Origin of the sequence: Paenibacillus sp., assembly GCF_031177825.1 — a bacterium.
Lineage (GTDB): Bacteria > Bacillota > Bacilli > Paenibacillales > YIM-B00363 > Paenibacillus_AE.
This window is the reverse complement of record NZ_JAPSKE010000001.1, coordinates 83,016-102,527: the sequence shown is the minus strand read 5'-3', so window position 1 is coordinate 102,527 and position 19,512 is coordinate 83,016. Positions and strand designations below refer to the sequence as shown.

General features: G+C 57.0%; 14 protein-coding genes. 13 read left to right on the top strand and 1 reads right to left on the bottom strand.

Translation table 11 applies throughout. From position 1 onward, the window contains the following. Window positions 1-224 precede the first annotated feature (224 nt). The 5 genes from RIN49_RS00430 to RIN49_RS00410 all read left to right on the top strand — a co-directional run bounded on the left by RIN49_RS00430 (window position 225) and on the right by RIN49_RS00410 (window position 7,452). Entirely contained in the window at window positions 225-1,856 is a 1,632-nt protein-coding gene (locus RIN49_RS00430) for a response regulator transcription factor (protein ID WP_309118190.1), read from the top strand. Then, window positions 1,849-3,651 carry a sensor histidine kinase gene (locus tag RIN49_RS00425; RefSeq protein ID WP_309118189.1) on the top strand — a complete coding sequence of 601 codons (1,803 nt, stop codon included), beginning with the start codon at window positions 1,849-1,851 and terminating at the stop codon, window positions 3,649-3,651. The genes RIN49_RS00430 and RIN49_RS00425 overlap by 8 nt, the downstream gene beginning before the upstream one ends. A gap of 254 nt (window positions 3,652-3,905) precedes the next feature. After that, a complete protein-coding gene (locus RIN49_RS00420) occupies window positions 3,906-4,766 on the top strand; it encodes an ABC transporter permease (RefSeq protein WP_309118493.1) in 861 nt (286 codons plus the stop codon). Window positions 4,767-4,786: 20 nt separating this feature from the next. Continuing rightward, window positions 4,787-5,665, top strand: coding sequence for a carbohydrate ABC transporter permease (locus RIN49_RS00415; protein ID WP_309118188.1), 879 nt, complete (start codon window positions 4,787-4,789; stop codon window positions 5,663-5,665). 80 nt (window positions 5,666-5,745) lie between these two features. Next, window positions 5,746-7,452, top strand: coding sequence for a type 2 periplasmic-binding domain-containing protein (locus RIN49_RS00410; protein WP_309118187.1), 1,707 nt, complete (start codon window positions 5,746-5,748; stop codon window positions 7,450-7,452). A gap of 55 nt (window positions 7,453-7,507) precedes the next feature. Here the strand turns inward: RIN49_RS00410 and RIN49_RS00405 are convergent, their stop codons facing one another. Further along, window positions 7,508-8,707, bottom strand: coding sequence for a right-handed parallel beta-helix repeat-containing protein (locus tag RIN49_RS00405; RefSeq protein ID WP_309118186.1), 1,200 nt, complete (start codon window positions 8,705-8,707; stop codon window positions 7,508-7,510). Window positions 8,708-8,952: 245 nt separating this feature from the next. Here RIN49_RS00405 and nagA point away from each other — a divergent pair, with 245 nt between their 5' ends. The 8 genes from nagA (at window position 8,953) to RIN49_RS00365 (ending at window position 19,464) form a co-directional block, all read left to right on the top strand. Beyond that, window positions 8,953-10,122 carry an N-acetylglucosamine-6-phosphate deacetylase gene (gene nagA, locus RIN49_RS00400; protein ID WP_309118185.1) on the top strand — a complete coding sequence of 390 codons (1,170 nt, stop codon included), beginning with the start codon at window positions 8,953-8,955 and terminating at the stop codon, window positions 10,120-10,122. Between the two features lie 38 nt (window positions 10,123-10,160). Further along, window positions 10,161-10,619: a hypothetical protein gene (locus RIN49_RS00395; protein ID WP_309118184.1), complete on the top strand. Its 459-nt coding sequence runs from the start codon at window positions 10,161-10,163 to the stop codon at window positions 10,617-10,619. A 98-nt stretch (window positions 10,620-10,717) separates the two neighbouring features. After that, window positions 10,718-11,560: a sugar phosphate isomerase/epimerase family protein gene (locus RIN49_RS00390; protein WP_309118183.1), complete on the top strand. Its 843-nt coding sequence runs from the start codon at window positions 10,718-10,720 to the stop codon at window positions 11,558-11,560. Window positions 11,561-12,015: 455 nt separating this feature from the next. Then, the gene (locus tag RIN49_RS00385) at window positions 12,016-12,591 is read left to right on the top strand and encodes a DNA-3-methyladenine glycosylase (protein WP_309118182.1); all 576 of its coding nucleotides are present in this window, start codon (window positions 12,016-12,018) and stop codon (window positions 12,589-12,591) included. A 50-nt stretch (window positions 12,592-12,641) separates the two neighbouring features. Beyond that, window positions 12,642-15,209: a PEP/pyruvate-binding domain-containing protein gene (locus RIN49_RS00380; RefSeq protein WP_309118181.1), complete on the top strand. Its 2,568-nt coding sequence runs from the start codon at window positions 12,642-12,644 to the stop codon at window positions 15,207-15,209. 92 nt (window positions 15,210-15,301) lie between these two features. After that, a complete protein-coding gene (locus RIN49_RS00375; RefSeq protein ID WP_309118180.1) occupies window positions 15,302-16,177 on the top strand; it encodes a cell wall hydrolase in 876 nt (291 codons plus the stop codon). A gap of 135 nt (window positions 16,178-16,312) precedes the next feature. Next, the gene (locus RIN49_RS00370; protein WP_309118179.1) at window positions 16,313-18,061 is read left to right on the top strand and encodes a sensor histidine kinase; all 1,749 of its coding nucleotides are present in this window, start codon (window positions 16,313-16,315) and stop codon (window positions 18,059-18,061) included. Beyond that, window positions 18,058-19,464 (top strand): response regulator, encoded by a 1,407-nt coding sequence (locus tag RIN49_RS00365; RefSeq protein WP_309118178.1) that lies wholly within the window; start codon window positions 18,058-18,060, stop codon window positions 19,462-19,464. Before RIN49_RS00370 ends, RIN49_RS00365 begins: the two co-directional genes overlap by 4 nt. The last annotated feature ends 48 nt before the right edge of the window (window positions 19,465-19,512 follow it).

The following is a 19,512-nucleotide window of genomic DNA, read 5'->3' as shown; positions in this document are numbered from 1 at the left end:
AAACGTCGAGCGAACAGAGGCTCGGCGTTTTTTCGTCATTCCCGAGAGGACGCCCATGATCCGGCGTCGAATAGATAGGAAATCGGAAAGAAGATAAGAATCCCATGAATAGTTTACATTTGCCGCATAGCGGCGGAGGGACGGCAATAAGCAAAATGGATGGAAGGGGATAAGCTTCGTATCATGCCGAACTTATGGAGAAACTGCGACAGGAGCGTGAGACGATGGTTCGGGTACTGGTCGTTGACGACGAAAAGGAAATTCGCAAAGGTTTGGTGACGCAGCTCCCATGGGCGGAATGGGGCGTCGACGAGGTGCTGGACGCCGATGACGGGGATACGGCGCTTGAGCTTGCAAAGCGCTGCGTTCCCGATCTCATCGTCACGGATATCCGGATGCCGCGCATGAGCGGTCTGCAATTGATCGAGGATCTCGTGCGCTCCGGCTATGACGGAAGCTTGATCGTTATCAGCGGTTACGACGACTTCCACTACGCGAAGGACGCTTTCAAGATGGGGGTGTCGGATTACTTGCTGAAGCCGATCAGCAAGGACGAGTTGTCGAAGGCCGTGGCGTTCGCGCTCCAGCGAATGCGCGAACGGCAGGCGCTCGAGCAGAACCGCAGCATGCTCCAACAAGGGTACGAATCGGCGATACCGAAAATCCGGGAAGAACTGCTGCGCGAATTGACCGAGCAGCCCTACCGTGAGAGTCAGGCGCTGCGCATCGAACATAAGCTCGAGCAGTTGAAGCTGGGCTGGCTGCCGCATTCGCGGCTTCGGCCGGTCGTCTTCGGCATCGATAGTTTGAAGGCGATTACAGGAACCGAAACGCCGTCGGATAAAGACGCTCTCCTTGCGGCCATGGGCGAGCGGTTAGAACTCTATTTTCAAGGGAAACCGTTAAAGCGTTACGTTCTGTTTCGCTCCCGATCGGACGATTGGATCGCCCTGTTCGGGGAAAGCGAGGGGTTCGGCTTCGCTGACATCGACGCGTTGTCCGCGGAGGCTTGCGAGCGCGTGAGCGAGAAGCTTCACATTCGGATCAGCCGAGGCTGCGCCGACGCTTCCGGCTCCGTTCGGGAGCTGTCTGAGATGTGCCGCAGAGCCGTAGAGCTCTTGGCGCACTCCAAAGTGAGCGGCAGCTCGGCGGCGTCGGAGGAGCAGGAGCCGGACGGCGACGAACGGGCCGACGATCCGCTCTCCAGCGCGAAAGGGATCGTGGAGCTGATGAAGTACGGTACGCAGCAGGACGTGCGCGAGGCGCTCGGAGGCTTTCCCAAGCTGGTTAAGTCGTGGAATGTCCGCCATCCGAAGGATCTTCAGCAGCGCACGTTCGAGTGGCTGCTCGACGTATTCCGGACCGCGCAGCGAACCGCCGGTTGGAAGGAGAACGCGTGGGAGAGAAATCCGATCGTGCTCTGGGAGCATCTGGAGCGGTTCGACACGCTGGAATCGCTGCAGCAGCAGGTGATCGACCAGCTGCTGAAGGCTTCGGAGAGCATTAAGGTGCAATCCGATTCGAGAAGCCAGATCGTACACGAGGCGATGCGGATTATTAGGCAGCGATTTCAGGAAAACTTGACGCTTCAGACGGTGGCCGAGCAGGTGCACGTGACGCCGGTGTGGCTAAGCAAGCTGTTCAAGAAAGAAACCGAAATGAACTTCTTGGAATACATCACCGACGTTCGGATGCAGAAGGCAACGGAACTGTTGGCCGACCTGACTTATAAAGTTTATCAAATCAGCTTCCTCGTCGGGTACCAAGACCCGGTTCACTTCTCCAAACTGTTCAAGCGGAAATACGGCTGTACGCCGCAGGAGTACCGCAACAGCAGGGGGAGTCAGCATGCCTAAGGCGCCGCTTCTCGATCTGGGTCGATTCTCGATCCGGTATCAGGTGATCCTCTTGTTTTTCCTGATCATCGCGCTTCCTTTTATTTTTATCGGTTATTTTTCTTATTCCAAATCGGTCCAAGCGATTCAGAACGTCAGCTCCCTGATTTCTAAAGAGATGATGGACAAGAACGCGAACAATTTGGATAACTATCTCGACTTGGTGGACCGGGCGCAGAACGACATCATGTATTCGCCGGACATGCAACATTTGCTTAGCATCGATCCGGCAGACAGCTTGGAGGAGATGGAAATCGCCTCGAAGTTGATCCAATATTCCACGGATCTGAGCAGCAACGCGCATGCGTATTCGATCCGCATTTTCCCGATTGAGCCTTCCCGATACCCGACCTTCACGCATTCGATCTATCAGAATGTCGACGTGGAGAAAGAGGAATGGTTCCGCGACGGGGGGGCGATGAAATCCCCGTTCTGGCAGCTGTTCCTTCCGAGCGACAACCCTTACCTATACAAGGAACCTATCCTTTCCTTAATCAAGCAAATTTACGGTTTAAACAAGACGCAGCCGCTCGGCTTCGTCGCGGCCGACATTAAGGTCAGCACGCTCAGCGACTATTTAGCTCCCGTCATCATGATGGATCAGCAGCAGGTCATGCTGATCGACGAGCAGGGGACGATCGTCTACCATCAGGACCAAACGCTGATCGGCACGTCCGTCGCTTCGTCCGAGCTGAGCGAGTACCTCCGGAAGAGGCCGGGAAGCGACGTCACCATCGCGATCGACGGCGACGAATATATGGTGACCTCCGCGACGCTGGCGCACAACGGTTGGAAGCTCGTCAGCCTGCTCCCGGTATCCTTGCTGACTCGTCCGATCTCGGGCATCGAACAAATCAGCTTTCTGTTTTTATTCTTTTATTTCGGACTTTCCGTCTTTACGGTCGCGTATTTGACCTCCCGCTTCACGAACCCGATCCAAAAGCTCGTGCAGGCGATGCGCATGGTAGAGCGCGGGGACCTGCTTCCCAGACTTCCGCAAGTGAAGCGGATGGACGAAATCGGCTGGCTGTACCATGGATTCGATAACTTGATGCAGCGGATCGATCAATTGGTGCAGAACGCGGAGAAGGAGGCGAAAGATAAGAAAGAGCTGGAGTTTCAAGTGCTTACGCACCAAATCAATCCTCATTTCCTATACAACACATTGGAAGCGATCCGCTGGAAGGCGGAAAGCCGGAAGTCCGACGACATAAGCGAGATGGTCCGTTCGCTCGGTAATTTGCTTCGCCTTAGCTTGAACGACGGACGCGAGATGTCGACGGTGGAGCGTGAAATCGAGCATGTGAAAGCATACGTGAGCATTCAAACCGCCAGGCAGGATACGTCGATCCGCATCGTCTACCTGATCGACGACGACATCTTGCGGTTGCCTTGTTTGCGCTTGTTGTTCCAGCCCTTGGTGGAAAATGCGATTAAACACGGCACTCGGTGCGCAGGGGAAGGAGAGACGGTGAAGATCGTCATCACCGGTCGAAGGGAGTCGTCCGTGCTTCGATTCGAAATTATCGATAACGGTCCCGGCATTCCCGAAGAGCTCCGCGCTTCGTTGCTATCGCCGGAGAACGGGGCTTCTGCGCAGCGAAAGGGGGTCGGCCTGCGCAACGTTCACGAGCGGTTGACGATCTATTTCGGCGAACGATACGGCCTTCGCATTCTGAACGGCGACGAAGGCGGTGCCATCATCGAGCTGACGCATCCGGTTCTAAGCGACTCCGCCGTCGAAGCGTCGGCGTAACGACGCGAGCACCCGAACATGGTTTCGGGTGTTTTTTTATTTATGTTTAAGAATCTCACAGTAAAGAACAACATTGCGCGGTTCAAAGCGATCCGGTCGAGGGGATATAATGGCAACAAATAGGACGGAGGAGAATCGGATTGAAAACAAATGCGCTTGCGGACATCGAAAAGATGAAGTCCATCGACCCTGGACCCCGAGTCCGAAAATCTTCCATTTGGAAGCGGATACAGAAACAACATATTTTGTTATGGATGTCGGTTCCGATCATGCTGCACCTCGCCGTATTCCAGTTCGTGCCACTCTGGGGCTGGTTGATGGCGTTTAAAGATTATAAGATCGGCCGAAGCATCTGGAGCGCCGAATGGGTCGGATTGGAGCATTTCAAGACATTGCTCGCGCACGATCAATTTTTACAAGCGCTGCGGAACAACTTCGTCATGAACAGCATGCAGCTCGTCGCAGGCACGTTTTGCGCCGTCGCGTTGGCCGTCGTGCTCAGCGAGCTTCGAAGCAAGTGGTTCGTCCGGATCGTACAGACGATGACCTACCTGCCGCACTTCGTATCCATGGTCGTCGTCGCGAATATTTTCGTGATGCTGCTGTCGCCGGACGGAGGGATCCTGAACGACCTGCTGATGGCGATGGGACTCATCGACGAACCGATCTTCTTCTTGGGTCAAGCGACGTGGTTTTGGTATTTGCACACGATCATCCTGACGTGGAAGGGATTCGGCTGGGGCGCGATCATCTATTTGGCTACGATCACCGGCATCGACCCGAGTCTGTACGATGCCGCCCACGTGGATGGGGCAAGCCGCTGGCAGCGCGTGAAATACATCGTTATTCCTTGCATCATTCCGACGCTCGTGCTGCTTACGATCCTCAATATTGGAAGCTTGCTCACCGGCGGATTCGAATCGCAGTTCCTGCTCGGCAACGTCATCACCGCGGAGTATTCGGAAGTCATCTCGATCGTAGCGCTTCGTCTCGGTCTCAACCAAGGCGACTTCTCGTTCGGCACCGCCGTAGGCATCTTCAATTCTTTGGTCAGCCTCACGATGGTATTGATCGTGAACGCCATCGCCCGTAGATATCAAACCAACCTCTTCTAACGATTGGAGCGAATGCACCTATGCCTGTTCACCAGACTAGGGGAGAACGAGTCGTCGACATCTTCTTCTACGCGATGCTGACGATCGCAGCCTTCTCGACCGTTTACCCGTTCATCTATTTGCTGGTCATCTCGCTGAACGAAACGCAGGATGCGTTAAGGGGCGGATTATACTTCTTGCCGCGGAAGTTTACCTTGGATAATTATTTGTATGTGTTCGAAAATCAGAGGCTGGCGCGGGCGTCCTTCAACTCCGTCGCGCGTACCGTCATCCAAACCGTGTTGTCGGTGTTTTGCTGCGGCATGCTCGCGTACGTCCTCAGCCGGAAGACGTTCATCTTCCGGAAGGCGTTCAGCCTCACCCTCGTCATCACCATGTACGTGAGCGGCGGGTTGATTCCGACGTACCTGTTAATCAAAAACCTGCACTTGCTGAACACGTTCGCCGTCTACATCGTTCCGGGCCTCATCAGCGCTTTCTATATTTTCATTATGCGAACGTTCTTCGAGCAGCTGCCCGACGGTCTCGTCGAATCGGCCTATATCGACGGAGCGAACGACTTCAGCATATTCGCCCGAATTATTATGCCGATTAGCCTTCCGGTCGTCGCGACGGTCGCGTTGTATGTCGCGGTCAACGAATGGAACACTTGGTTCGACAATTACTTGTACAACAGCCGCAATGAAAATCTAGCGGTGTTACAATACGAGCTGCAAAAGATGATTCAAGTCGTCGAAAACACGTCGGAAACCGAAGGGGAAGGATCGTCGCGGGTCATCTCGCCGCTCACCATTAAGTCGACCTTGACGATTCTCGTCACCGTTCCGATCCTGCTCGTCTATCCGTTCCTTCAGAAATACTTCGTGAAAGGCTTGACGCTCGGCGCCATGAAAGATTGATTTCTAGGCCGTTTCCGTCTAGCATGACACGGAAGCTGCTTTGGAATAAATACTATAATCATATCGGAGGTCGCAAACGTATGAGGAAAAGAAGCAGGTTCAACGTACTAACCGCTCTAACGCTGGCCGGCATTCTGTTGGTCACCGCGTGCTCCAACGTGGATTCCGGCGAGGAACCGGCAACGCCGTCGCCCGAGCAGCAAGCGGAGCAGCCCGCGCCGACGACGCAGGAGCCTGAGGCGGAAGAAGAACCCGCAAGAGAGCCTTTCACCTTCACGATGAACATGGACAATCCCAACATTACCTGGGACAACGAGGTCGCCGCGGAAATCACGAAGCGTACCGGCGCGACGATCAAGTGGGACATCATCACGGGCGACTTCCGTGAGAAGATGAACGTATGGCTCGCGGCCGGCGACTACCCGGAAGTCATCAATATTCACGACAACACGCTGCAATCGTATATTGAAGCTGGCGCAGTGCTCGACCTGACCGACTTGATCAACGAGCATGCTCCTAACATTTTGAAAGCCTTCAATAATGACTTGTCGATCCTGCAGCATACGGACGGTAAAATCTACGGTTTGCTTCAGCCTCCGACGCAGGAGGTTAAACAGCTCAGTCAAAAAGGTTGGATCGGCATCCAATCGGCTGTATTGAAGGAAGCGGGTTACCCGGAAATCAAGTCGCTCGAAGACGTCAAGAAAATCGTCGTCGACTACATCGCGAAATATCCGGAAATCGACGGCGGCAAGACGATCGGCTTCTCCAACTACGGCGCGGCCAACCAGCTGTACAACATCTTCGACACCGCGGCGCGCAACTACGCCGGCTTCCCGTTGACGGCGCAATACTTCGTCGACGACCAGAACAACGCTCGCCTTCGCTTCTTCGAGCCGGGCTACACGGATCTCTTCAAGTTCTTCAACCAAATTAACAAAGAAGGCTTGTTCGATCCGGAATCGCTCGTCCAGACGCCAGAGCAATTCACGACCAAATGCTCGCAAGGGCGCGTTCTCGTCATCTTCGGCGGCGGCGGCGATTGCAACGGCACGTTGGAAGCGAACGGCATGGACGACCGCTCCTACGTGTACTTCGATATCGTAGCGCCGGGCAAGACGAAGCTCATTAGCGAGCCTTCCAAGAATCCAAGCCGCGGCGGCGACATGTGGCTGTCGATCACGAAGAACGCTAAGGACCCCGTTCGGCTGATTCAGTTCTACGACGACATGTATAAGCTGGAGAATCAAATCTTGGTCGGGTGGGGCATCGAAGGCAAATACTACACGGTGGAAAACGGGAAACGCACCGTAACGGACTGGTTCATCGATTATACGAAGCAAAACCCGAGCACGTTCTACGAAGATCTCGGCATCGGGTATGCGCGCCCGCTGTCCACGAATTATGCGAACGGCTTCACGCTCTCCGACGGCGACTTCGCGATGTACGCGCATTCGGAAAGCTGGATTTCCAAGAGACAGAGCCCGACCGTTAACGAAACGTATGCGAAGTACGGCGCGAAGACAGCTGCCGACTTGATGCTACAAGGTCAAGTGAAAGCGTATAATTTCTCGGTTTCGAAGTGGACGGACGAAATCAAGGCGTTCAACACGGAAGCGATCGCGGAGTGGGGCAAGACGCTCCCGAAATTCATCCTCGAGAAGGATGAGTCGAAGCTGGACGGCATCTGGACGGAGCTCGAAGCGACGTTGAAGAACAAAGGCCTCGACAAGCAAAACGCCGAAGTCACGAGAATTTATCAAGAGCACTTAGCGACGTTGAAGTAATCGGCAAGACGAAGGGGCTGTTCCGGCATGATCCGGAACAGCCCCTTCGCTTCCATTATTCGCCTTCCGGGAGCCAGTGATGGTGCGTCGGCAACGCGCAACCGACGAACTCATTGTCTTCGAGCAGGAGATCTCGCGTATGTTCCTCCATGCAGATGCCGATCGTTCGATCCCGCGGCGCTTTCCCGAACGAAATCCGGTTGGCGACGAATTCGACATGATGCGTGTGGCCGCGAATGCGGATGCCGACATAGCCCATCGCTTCCGAACCGTTGTCTTCGATCGTGTTCCATTCGACGCGGTTGTAGTTGGCGGCCATCGGCTCTCCTTCGTTGCGGAAGAAGATCCCGTAGTATCCGTTATCCGAAAACCGGTTGTACCGAATCACGTTCCGAACGTCTTTATGGCCGATCGAAAGTCCGTTCGCCCGGTTGCCGACCGCCTCGTTATGCTCGACGACGCTGTCTTGCACTCTCCAGCAGAGAAAGATGCCGTCCATGCCGTTTTCGTTAAAGACGCTGTCCCGGATCAGCGTATCTACTGTGCCGCTCCCGGGATGAATCCCCTTGCCGCCGTTGCGGACGCATTCGCAAGCTTGCACGCGAATCGCCGAACAGTGCTGGTAACTGATCCCGTCCCCGTTATAGTCCCTTACCGTACAGCCTTCGATTACAACATTGTGCGAACCGTACAAATAGATGCCCGCGTTGCGGCACCCTTCCGCGAGAGCATTGCTCTTTTTCCCCTCCACGATAAGGTTCCGAATTTCGATTCGCTCGCAGTCGTAAGCGCTGATGACCGAAGTTTGCGTCGTCGCGATGCCGCCGTTCGCCAACAGGACGGTGGAGACGATCTCGCGGTCGAGGTAGAGCGTATTCCCTTCCTTCGCCGTGACGACGGCGACCGTATCGCCGAAGCCCATGCTGGCGGTCGCTTTGCGAATCGTAATCGTCTGCCCAACAGGGAATACGTCCGGGCGCTCTACCGTCACTTGCCGTTCGTGCAAATCGGCGTCGGCCGCCAGGGGCGACACTCGTTCTTCTCGCTGCCGGAGCACCGTCTCCCCCGGAGTGCCTTCCAATTTCACATGAGAGCGCAGATGGATAGCCGTTTCGAGCTCGAACACGCCTCTCCCGATCCGCACCGTGCCTCCGCCAAGGTATGACACGTAGTCGATGGCCGCTTGGATGTCCCGGTTGGCCTTTCCCGGCGGGCCGTCCGGCGACTCGACGACCGTTACGACGACTTTCTCCATAAGGTTCCCCTCGCTTCGTTACACATGTTTATGCCAAGTTCAGTCTATCATCGTCGGATTTCCTATAGCGATGAGGCAAAACCATCGTTTACTGAGAGGATTTTATTCATTATGTATTGGATAAAAGACGCCTAGTATAAATTAAAATTAGCTTGTAGGAGGGGGAGAACGATTCGCTATACCATGGAGATGTTCTCGTAATGCCCGGCGAACTAATATACAATTCAATCAGGGAGTGAAAGCTTATGAAGAAAATAGTCGTCAACGGTATGCTTTATACAAATCATGGGATTTTCGATAGCGGAACGCTATTAATCGGCGAAGAGGGGCGCATCGAAGCGGTCGGCGGACCGGAGATCGCCGAGGGCCGCGAAGAAGCGTCGATCGTGGATGTCCAAGGGAAAATCGTGATTCCCGGCTTCGTCGACGTCCATGTTCACGGCGGCGCCGGGTACCACACGATGAAGGGAAGTTATGAAGATCTGAACGGAATGAGCCGCTTTCATGCGGCTCACGGCACGACGTCGTTCCTTGCGACCACGAACACGGATTCGAAGGAAGCGATCGTACGGGCGCTGCGCAATTGCGCCGATTCGGCCGAGCGGGGGCTGGAAGGAGCGGAGATGCTCGGAATCCATCTGGAGGGTCCTTATTTGAGCGCGGTTCGCGCCGGAGCTCAAAATAAGTCGCAACTATGCGCTCCGAACGTGGAAGAGCTTCGACGATTCATCGAGGTTTCGCGAGGGCTTATTCGTCTCGTGACGCTTGCGCCGGAGCTCGACGGCGGCATGGAAGCGGTGGAGACGTTGTCGAAGGCGGGCATCGCGGTTTCGATCGGACATTCGGACGCGACGTATGCCCAGGCACTGGACGCCATTGCGAGAGGGGCCTCCCAAACGACTCACCATTTCAACGGCATGAGCCCGCTTCACCATCGGGAGCCCGGCGTCGTCGGCGCCGGACTTCTCTGTAAGGAACTTACGACGGAGTTAATTGCAGACGGGATTCACGTTCATCCGGCGGTCGTTAAGCTGCTGTTCGACGTCAAGGGCCCGGATCGCGTGTGCATGATCACGGACGCGGTGTCCAGCGCGGGATTGCCCGACGGAGACTATGGCGACCGAACGATGAAAGACGGTCAAATCTGGCTGAAGGACGGCTCGAGCCTCGCCGGAAGCTCTCTGACGATGATCGCGGCGTTGAGGAACGCCCTTCGGTTCACCGGCTACCCGCTCGAAAGGCTGCTGCCTTCCTTCACGACGGTTCCGGCTCGGCAAGCCGGAGTTACGGCCCGGAAGGGGACGCTCGAGGCCGGGAAAGACGCGGACTTTTTGGTCCTGGATGAAAATCTCTCCCTAGTATCGACGTTCGTCAAAGGCAAAGAAGTTTATAATATTAACATTTCGCTAGGTTAATGAAACAGACTCCGTGTTTGAACCTCTCACGGAAGCGAATGCTAAAATTATCCGCAGTTATGGTTCTGTTCGTCGCCGGCGCGTGCGCCTCCGGCTCGAACGCCGGAACGAGCGGCGACGCGGCTCCGCAAGCGCCGGCCGAACAGCCGGCGAGTGAACCCGCGGCCGCCGAATCGGAAATTCGCGTCGTTATCGACCAGACGCCCATGCCGATCGAAGGGCATGCCTTCTCCTTCGGCGTCCGGAGCGTTCCGGAAGGGTACGCGCTTCGCGAAATGCAATGGGTTTCCGAGCGAACGAACGTCGCCGCGTCGACGGCGGATGCGATCTCGAACGGTCAAACGGGAGAAGAAGGGTTTTATATTAGCGGGAACGGTCAAATGATGGGCTTCTTCTATCCGGACGAGAGGGTCGGCGAGACCGGGGAGGTCGTCTTTCTCTTCGCGAACGAGAAAGGCGAGGAAGCGGCGTGGAAGAAAGAGATTACTTTGAAATAACCGCTGGCACGTCTCGATAAACCGTTATCGAAGGAAAATCGCCCTGCGCGTGGAATACATACGTAGTCCATCATTTTTTGCGGAAAGGCGTGAATTCCATGTCTGTCGGCGTTTTAGCGCATCTGTTCGGAAGCTTGCCTGCGAAACAATTGGCGGCGGAGGTATCCGAGGCCGGGTTCTCCCACGTGCAGCTCGCGCTGTGGAAGGCGATCAGCGACGTTGATTTCTCCGAACCGGGGAAGCTTAGCCCGGGGTTAGCCTCGTATATCGGAGAAGAGTTCGCCAAGCGCAACGTCTCGATCTCCGTGTTGGGATGCTATCTTCACCTATTCGACCGCGACGTCGAGCGGCGGAGGGCGAATCACGCGCGGTTTAAGGAGCTGCTTCGGTATGCTCGTTCGTTCGGCTGCAGCATCGTTGCCGCCGAGTCGGGAACGCTGCCGGGGAGCGATTACAATGAGCAGGATTGGAAAGCGATGCGGCACGCGCTGGAGGAGCTCGCCGAGGAGGCGGAACGGTGGGGCGTCTTCGTCGGCATGGAGCCGGCGAACGGACACCTGATCGGAACGGCTTCCGAATTAGGCAGACTTCTCGAGGAAGTGCCGTCGCCGAATGTCGGCGTCGTGATCGATCCGGGGAACCTGCTGACGGAGGGCAACTTCGCAACGCAAGACGACGTGATTCGAGAAGCCTTCGACTTGCTGGGAGATCGGATCATCGCGGCCCACGCGAAGGACCGGTTCCTGTCCGAGGACGGCAAGCTGCTCACGGCGTCCCCGGGATACGGACGGATGAATTACGATTTATATTTGAAGCTGCTTCATCGGTATAAACCTTACGTTCATATTGTCATGGAACAGGCGACTCGAGACGTGATGGCCTACTCCAAACAATATATCGAACGAATCCGCGCAGGATACGAAGGACAAGTAACGAATTAATCCACTATTTTGGGCTGCTCCTAAGTTTCGTCAACGGGAGCGGCCCTTCTTTACGTTCCGAACGGCGGTTTCATAAATGCCGGACGATATCGGGAAGGCGGTCGCATGGCTCGTGTCCGACGAAGCTTCCTAATGTTACCGGCGCAACGTTGCGGATCGCCGGCGGCTTGATCTTGCCCGGGATGCCGGAATTCGGGAAAGCGTTGGACGATGGATGGGCGAGAGTAGGTTAACGATATAAATATTTCAGGAGGGAAAATGATTGTCGATGACAATAACGGACGTACGAACGATCGTCACGGCGCCGGACGGGATCCATCTTGTCTTGGGGAAAATCGAAACGTCCGAGCCCGGCTTGTACGGACTCGCAAAAAATTAAAGCCGTAAAGGAAAAGAACCCCCTTCGTTTGGGTTAAGCTAGATAGGACACAAGGATCAGAGGCGGGCGAAAAAGGATGGAAGGGTATCGTGTCCTAGAAAAAGATACGGTAGAAGCGGCGGAGCGGCTACTAGGATGGGAGTTAGTCCGCAGGACGGAACGCGGCGTCATTCGAATTCGCATTACGGAGACGGAAGCGTACAAAGGCGGCGACGACCCGGCCAGCCATGCCAGCCGAGGGGTAACCGCCCGGAATCGGCTTATGTTCGGCGACGTCGGTTACTTGTACGTTTATCTCATCTACGGGATGCATCATTGCATGAACATCGTCGCCCACGAGCCCGGAGAGATCGGCGCGGTCTTGCTTCGGGGAGGAATCGCCCTGGAAGGAATCGATCGGATCCGGCGGAATCGGCCGGGCGTCTCGGATAGGCTTCTATTGAACGGCCCGGGGAAGCTTGCCCAAGGCCTGGGCATCGATCTGAGCTGGAACGGTTATCGCCTGCTCGAACCCGGCGCGCTCGCCGGCGACGGCTTGCGACTCGAACCGGGGCAGGCGGTAGGAACGGTCCGCAGAACGCCGCGAATCGGCATCACGAAAGGCAAGGAGCTTCCGTGGCGTTTCGTACTCGAACCTTCGGAATCCCGATAGGAATGAATTATAATAGTGGAAATAGGAGCTGTAGAAAAGGCGGCGGTATCATGGGATTTCGCGGGAAAGCAAGTACGGGGCTGCCGGGCTTCGATCAAGTGATCGACATGCTGCGCTTGGGCGACAACGTGGTGTGGCAGGTCGATTCGACCGAAGACTATCAACGGCTGGTCGCGCCTTACATCGAACAATCGCTCAGAGACGAGCGCCGGCTCGTCTACGTTCGCTTCGGCAAGCATGATCCGGTCATCGGGGAGCATCCGGAGGTAGACACGTACGAGATCGATCCGACGCGGGGCTTCGAACGATTCACGGCCGAAGTGTATGCGTTGATCGAACGCAGGGGGAAGCAAGCCTTCTACGTGTTCGACAGCTTAACCGAGCTGTTGGAACAGTGGAAATCGGACTTCATGATCGGCAACTTCTTCAAGATCGTATGTCCCTATTTGTATGAGCTCGATACGATCGCTTATTTCGCGCTCATTCGCAGCGCGCACACGTACAGCACGATCGCGGGCATTCGCGAGACGACCCAGCTGCTGCTGGATGTATACCGCGTGAACGGAAATGTGTATATTCATCCGCTTAAGGTGTGGAACCGCTATTCGCCGACGATGTTTTTCCCGCACCTGATCCGCGGGGACGAAGCGGTGTCCATTACCGCGAGCGCGGAGACGGCGGAGCTGTTCTCGGCCATTCGTCGGGGAGCGGAACGGTTGGATTACTGGGATGTCCTCCTGCAACAGGCGCAGAACGCGCTGCAATCGGATGCGGGGCGGCAGGCGGAAGTGAAGCGAACCTTGATCGCGATGATGCTCGGCGGCGACGCCGGCCGGATGACCGAGCTGTGCGATCGGTACTTCACGCTGGCGGATTTGCTCCTCGTCGCCTCGCGCGAAATCGGCACCGGCTTCATCGGAGGGAAGAGCGTCGGCATGCTATTGGCGCGCAAAATACTCGAGAGCGAAGGACGGCAGCAATTCGCCGACTGCCTGGAGCCGCACGATTCGTACTACATCGGCTCGGATGTGTATTACACCTACATCGTGCAGAACGGATGGTGGGGGCTGCGGTCGAAGCAGCGAACGGAGGAAGGGTTTTTCGAGTACGGCAAAGAGCTGAAGACGAAGCTGCTTCAGGGGAAGTTCCCGCCGAATATCCGGGAACGCTTGATGCAGATGCTGGAGTATTTCGGCCAATCGCCGATCATCGTCCGTTCGAGCTCCCTGCTCGAGGATAATTTCGGCAATGCGTTCGCCGGTAAATACGAGAGCGTCTTCTGCGCGAACCAGGGAACGCCCGAAGAACGATACGAAGCGCTTGAGCAAGCGATCCGCGTCGTCTACGCCAGCTCGATGGACGAGGACGCGCTGCAGTACCGGTTGAACCGCGGCTTATTCGACCGCGACGAGCAGATGGCTATTCTCGTTCAGCGCGTCTCGGGCGACCATTATCGGGATCACTTCTTTCCGCACGTGGCCGGCGTCGGATTTTCCATGAACCTCTATGTATGGGAGCAGGGCATCGATATGAACGCGGGGATGCTGCGTCTCGTCTTCGGCCTCGGCACGCGCGCGGTGGATCGGACCGAAGGGGACTATACCCGTCTAGTCGCTCTCGACGACCCGTCGCGTCTGCCGCCGATGTATGCGGAGGACGAACGGAAGTATTCGCAGCACGAAGTCGATGTGCTGTCGCTCGTCGAGAACAAGCTGACGACCCGGAAAGCCGACGAGGTGCTTCAGCTCGATCTGAAGACCGATCGCGGTTGGTTCGCGACGCCGGATTACGAGACGGAGCGCCGAATGCGGGAGCTAGGTATGCGTTCGTCGCCGACCCCGCAGCTGCTTCAATTCCGCAAGCTCCTGCGGGAGAGCGAGTTCCCCGCTATGATGCGGGACATGTTGGCGCTGCTCGAGAGAGTGTACGATTATCCGGTCGATCTGGAATTCACGGCGAACTTCGGCGCGGACGGACGATTCAAGATCAACGTGCTGCAATGCCGTCCGATGCAAACCCGAGGACTCGGCGGTCAAGGCGCCGTGCAGCTGCCCGAGTTCGGTCCGGACGCGGGGGAACGCCTCTTCTTCGCCGCGAGGGGGAATTTCATGGGCGGAAACGCGCGGTTGCCGGTAGAACGCGTCGTCTACGTCCGACCCGAGGCGTATGCGCAGCTTACCGATCGGGATAAATATTCGGTCGCCCGCGCGATCGGCAAGTTGAATGCGCGGCTCAAGGGGCAGCATGCGCTGTTGATCGGTCCGGGGCGGTGGGGTACGACGATTCCGTCGCTCGGCGTGCCGCTGCGGTTCTCGGAGCTGTGCCACATGACCGCTTTATTCGAGGTCGCCGTACCGAGCGAGGGCTTCATGCCGGAGCTCAGCTATGGAAGCCACTTCTTTCAGGACCTTGTGGAAAGCGACATTTTCTACGGGGCGCTCTTCGCAGGCCGGGAGGACGTCGACTTCCGGCCGGACGCCGTGCTCCGCAAACCCAATCGGCTGGAAGACTGGTTGCCGGAGCACGCGGGCTTCGCGCACGTCATTCATGCGGCGGAGACGCCGGGGATGACGTTGTTCGCGGACGTTGTTTCCCAGAAAATGCTATGTGTGGAATGACGGACGCGGGTTACAACGGACCGACGATTGTGATACAGTACAGGGAGACGCCTACGATTTGAGCGCATTCGATCAAATGTAAGGAGGTCCCGATGAAGCTAAGAAGGAAGCCGAAGCGGAAGCAAGCGCTGGCTGGACTAACCGTCTTGCTCTTGTTCGCCGCAACGCCGTTGTCCCCCGCTGCCGCCAACGACGAGACTGTGATCTTAGAGGACGCAAGCGTTACGATCAATGGGGAAGAAGTGCTTCTGGACGACCCGATTCGAATGACGGATGGAAGGTTGTTCTTGCCGGTCGCGCCCCTAGCGGGATTGTTCGGCGCGACGGTGGAGTGGGACGGGGCCGATGAAGCCGCGACCATTCATACTACGACGAACGATAAAATCGTGATGAGGAACGGCGTGCCCGTCGTTCGAATGAATGAGCAGCGCTACCTTATGGACGTGTCGCCTTACCTGGCGGACGGAAGAACGTACCTTCCCTTCCGCTTCGCGGCCGAGCTCATGAACGCCAGCGTGGAATGGAACGAAGCCGAGAAGACGGCCGAGTTGACGTCGACGGCATCGACGGCGGAGGAACTTCCCGAGCTGCGACCGGCCGACCCGTACACGGAGGAAGACATGCAGCTGCTCGCGAAGCTTGTCCAGGTCGAAGCCGGTTCGGAGTCGTACGAAGGGCAGTTAGCTATCGCCAATATTATTTTGAACCGCGTGAAGGATTCGCGATTTCCGAATACGATCCGCGACGTGATTTATTCGGGACGCCAATTCCCGCCCGCCCATAACGGCTTGCTGGACCGGAGCGAACCGAACGACAGCGCGCTTCGGGCGACGAGGGACGCCTTGGACGGGAAAAACAATATCGAAGACGCAGTGTATTTTTATAATCCCGACGTAACCGGCGGATCGTTCTGGGATCGGCTCGAAGTGGTAGCCGAAATCGGGAATCATGCTTACGCAAGACAATGACGCGAGCATGAACGCGAAAACAGACGAAGCCCTCGGGCTTCGTCTGTTTTCGCTTACGTCCGCAAACCTATTGATGGATCGAAGGACCCGTGATATCGTTGTCCGTAATATCCGCAGCGGAAAGGAACGAACGCCATGAAGCGACAGCGTCTCTCCACCAGGTGGTTGGCTTTCCTTACCTTGAAGCGCCGAATTATCCTCATTTTCATGATTACCTTCCTACTCCCGTTCGTGGGAATTACCGTTCTGTCCTATTACACGATCAACTCGATGCTCACCAATAAAATCCACTCGACGATTCGCAACAACATGGGGCAAGTGCGCTTATCGCTCGAAAACGCGTTCTCCAACATGAACCACGTCTCGCAGCAGCTCGCGTTCCAGGGAAGCGTCGGTCCCAAGCTCGGGCAATTCCTCGAAGCCACCGAGCCGTATCGGCAAGCGGAGCTGATCGACGAAATCAACGCCGACCTCGATACGATCACATATACGAACCCCAATATCGGCTTGACGTTGTATTATTTCGCGAACGACGGCACGTATAAATTCGAAAACCTGAACGCCGCGAGAAACTTCGATCCGCTGCGGCTCCCGACGCTGGCCGAGCAATACCGCGTCACCTATAAGGGGCCGCACCTCAGTCAAGACCAGTTCAACAATCAATATGTGCTGTCCGTGCTTCGGAAGGTGGACTTGCCGGAACGGGACGACGTCTACGTGTATATCGAATCCGGCTTTAAGCTGACGCAGAACATTCTGGAAAATAACCGCTTCAGCCCGAACACCCGGCACCTCATTCTCGACGTCGACGGGGACGTCGTCTATTCGGAGCTGCCCGGCGCCTTCCCGCAGGGCACCGCCTTCGCCGACGGCGACAACGCCGCGGAATCGGGCTTTCATAACGGGTACTATTGGTTCCGGGGGACAAGCGATCAGGGCTGGAGCATCGTGTCCGCGATCCCGAAGACGGAATATATGCAAGAGAGAGACTTGTGGCTCGTGCAAATCGCCGTCTTCTGTCTGCTGTTCCTCGCGGTGACGTTAGGACTGGCTTGGCTGCTCTGGAAGATGGTGTATCGCCCGCTGAACGACTTCAACCGCGAAATTCGGCGCATGTCCAAGAGCAATCTGGAGCCGATCACGACGGTGTCGAATATCCCGGAATTCAGCTACCTGCTAAAACAGATGAACGGCATGAAAGGGGAAATTCGCAGGCTGTTCCGGGAGGTCGAGGCTTCGGCGCAGCGGCGCGCGGATTTGGAAATCGAGAAGCTGCGCTACCAGATCAATCCTCACTTCCTGATGAATACGCTTGACACGGCGCATTGGCTCGCGGTGATGAAAGGTCAAGGCGAGATCGACAAGCTGATCGTGTCGTTGAATAAGCTTCTGTACTACAACTTAGGAAAGACCGGCGAACGGACGACCGTCCGGGAAGAGCTCGATGCGTTGGAGCAATACTTGACGCTGCAGAAAATTCGGTACGACTTCGACTTCAACGTCGAAGTGGAGACGGACGAGCAAGTGCTCGATCTCGAGATTCCGCGGTTCATCTTGCAGCCGCTCGTCGAGAACGCGCTGTATCATGGGCTGCAGGACGACGGCCGCATCCTCGTGCGCGTGTCGTTCGACGGCGCGCTCCGGATTACCGTGTCGGATAACGGCGCGGGCATGAGCGAGGAGACGCTGAAGCAGGTGCTGCATCGCGAGAGCCAGGGCAAGGAGAAAGTGGGCATGGGCATCGGCATGAATTATGTGAAACGAACGGTCGAATCGTTCTACGAAGGACGAGCCGTCATGGACATCCGAAGCGAGGTCGGCCGCGGAACGACCGTCACGCTGACGCTGCCGGCGGGAACGAACGGGAAGGAGCGGATCTCATGATCAAAGTTTTGGTCGTCGACGACGATAAGCTGGTTCGGCAAGGATTGATATCCGCCATGCCGTGGGCGGATTTCGAGATGGAGGTCGTCGGCGAGGCGAACAACGGGGAGAAGGCGTTGGAGTTTCTGGAGCGGCACGAGGTCGATCTCCTGCTTACCGACTTGGCGATGCCGGTCATGTCGGGCATCGAGCTGATGCGCGCCGCGCGCGCGAAATATCCTTCGCTGTATATCGTCGTGTTGACGCTGCATCAGGATTTCGATTATATCCAAGAGGCGCTGCGGCTTGGGGCGATCGATTACATCGCTAAGGTGCAGCTCGAGCGGGAACGGTTCGACGAAGTGCTCGGCCGCGTTTATCAGCGGATGCAAGAAGAGCGTCGCGTCCGTTCCGCCGCTATGCCGGACGTCTATGCCGTCGGCCTCGGATACGCGTTGATCGCGGGAGAAGGGGAACCCGCCGACGCGTCGGATCCGCTTCTTCGCGAGGCGCCGTTCGCGGGCGCGGACGTCGAGGAGGTCGAGGACGGCCTCTGGTTGTGGACGTGCGCGGAACAAGCCGCTCCGGAAGATGCGGCGCTCGATGCGTGGCTGCGGCGGATAAGCGAGCGGGAAGGCTGGCTGCTCCTGCGCGTCGCATCGCTGACGGGCAAGCGTCGCGGGACGGTCCACCGCGGGCTGCGCGGGTATCGTTCGCGCGAGTATTTCTATGCCTACGAGCCCGACCATCGCTTCGTCGACACGACGGCGGACCGGTTGTCGTCCCCGCCGGCGGAGACGGCCGAAGCGATCGCCCTCCAGCTGCGGGACGAATGGTTGTCGCTCGAGTGGCTGCGCGAAGAAGAATCCGCCTTCGCCGACCGCTTGCGGCGGCTGCGCGACGCGCGCTTGCCCGCGGCGAGGCTCGAGACGATTCTGTTCGTCGTCGAGAGCGAGTGGAGCCGCGTGTTCGCGGCGGTCGCGGGGGAACGGCCGCCGCTGCCGGAACGGCTCGAGCATTGGAACGGAGCGGAGGCGTGGTTCCGGGACGTTCGGCGATGGACGGCGGTGGCGACGGGCGCTTCGCTGTATTCGGCCGATGTCGCCGCGGCGGTCATGAAGGCGATCGCGATCGTGAAGGACGAGTGGAACGGACCGCTGCTGGCCGCCGACGTCGCAAGGCGCGTCAATATGAGCCGGAGCTACTTCAGCCAATGCTTCCGCGACATCGGCGGCAAGCCGTTCAACGAATACGTCCGGACGCTCCGGATGGAGAAGGCGAAGGAATACCTGCTCCATACCGCGAAGCCGATCCAGTGGATCGCCGAGCAAACCGGATATCAGGACGAGAAATATTTCAGCCGGCTGTTCCGCGATTACACGGGGTGTTTGCCCAGCGAGTTCCGATCGAGGTCGTCAAGGTGAGAGATGTCCGGCGGATGGGGGGAGATTTGTTTCGGCGGCGCGGGATCC

Bases quoted from the DNA above. Each gene is read 5' to 3' on its own strand.
- RIN49_RS00425 (WP_309118189.1), top strand. From the start codon at position 1,849: ATGCCTAAGGCGCCGCTTCTCGATCTGGGTCGATTCTCGATCCGGTAT.
- RIN49_RS00395 (WP_309118184.1), top strand. From the start codon at position 10,161: ATGCTAAAATTATCCGCAGTTATGGTTCTGTTCGTCGCCGGCGCGTGC.
- RIN49_RS00420 (WP_309118493.1), top strand. From the start codon at position 3,906: ATGTCGGTTCCGATCATGCTGCACCTCGCCGTATTCCAGTTCGTGCCA.
- RIN49_RS00370 (WP_309118179.1), top strand. From the start codon at position 16,313: ATGAAGCGACAGCGTCTCTCCACCAGGTGGTTGGCTTTCCTTACCTTG.
- nagA (WP_309118185.1), top strand. From the start codon at position 8,953: ATGAAGAAAATAGTCGTCAACGGTATGCTTTATACAAATCATGGGATT.
- RIN49_RS00385 (WP_309118182.1), top strand. From the start codon at position 12,016: ATGGAAGGGTATCGTGTCCTAGAAAAAGATACGGTAGAAGCGGCGGAG.
- RIN49_RS00410 (WP_309118187.1), top strand. From the start codon at position 5,746: ATGAGGAAAAGAAGCAGGTTCAACGTACTAACCGCTCTAACGCTGGCC.
- RIN49_RS00365 (WP_309118178.1), top strand. From the start codon at position 18,058: ATGATCAAAGTTTTGGTCGTCGACGACGATAAGCTGGTTCGGCAAGGA.
- RIN49_RS00380 (WP_309118181.1), top strand. From the start codon at position 12,642: ATGGGATTTCGCGGGAAAGCAAGTACGGGGCTGCCGGGCTTCGATCAA.
- RIN49_RS00390 (WP_309118183.1), top strand. From the start codon at position 10,718: ATGTCTGTCGGCGTTTTAGCGCATCTGTTCGGAAGCTTGCCTGCGAAA.
- RIN49_RS00375 (WP_309118180.1), top strand. From the start codon at position 15,302: ATGAAGCTAAGAAGGAAGCCGAAGCGGAAGCAAGCGCTGGCTGGACTA.
- RIN49_RS00405 (WP_309118186.1), bottom strand. From the start codon at position 8,707: ATGGAGAAAGTCGTCGTAACGGTCGTCGAGTCGCCGGACGGCCCGCCG.
- RIN49_RS00415 (WP_309118188.1), top strand. From the start codon at position 4,787: ATGCCTGTTCACCAGACTAGGGGAGAACGAGTCGTCGACATCTTCTTC.
- RIN49_RS00430 (WP_309118190.1), top strand. From the start codon at position 225: ATGGTTCGGGTACTGGTCGTTGACGACGAAAAGGAAATTCGCAAAGGT.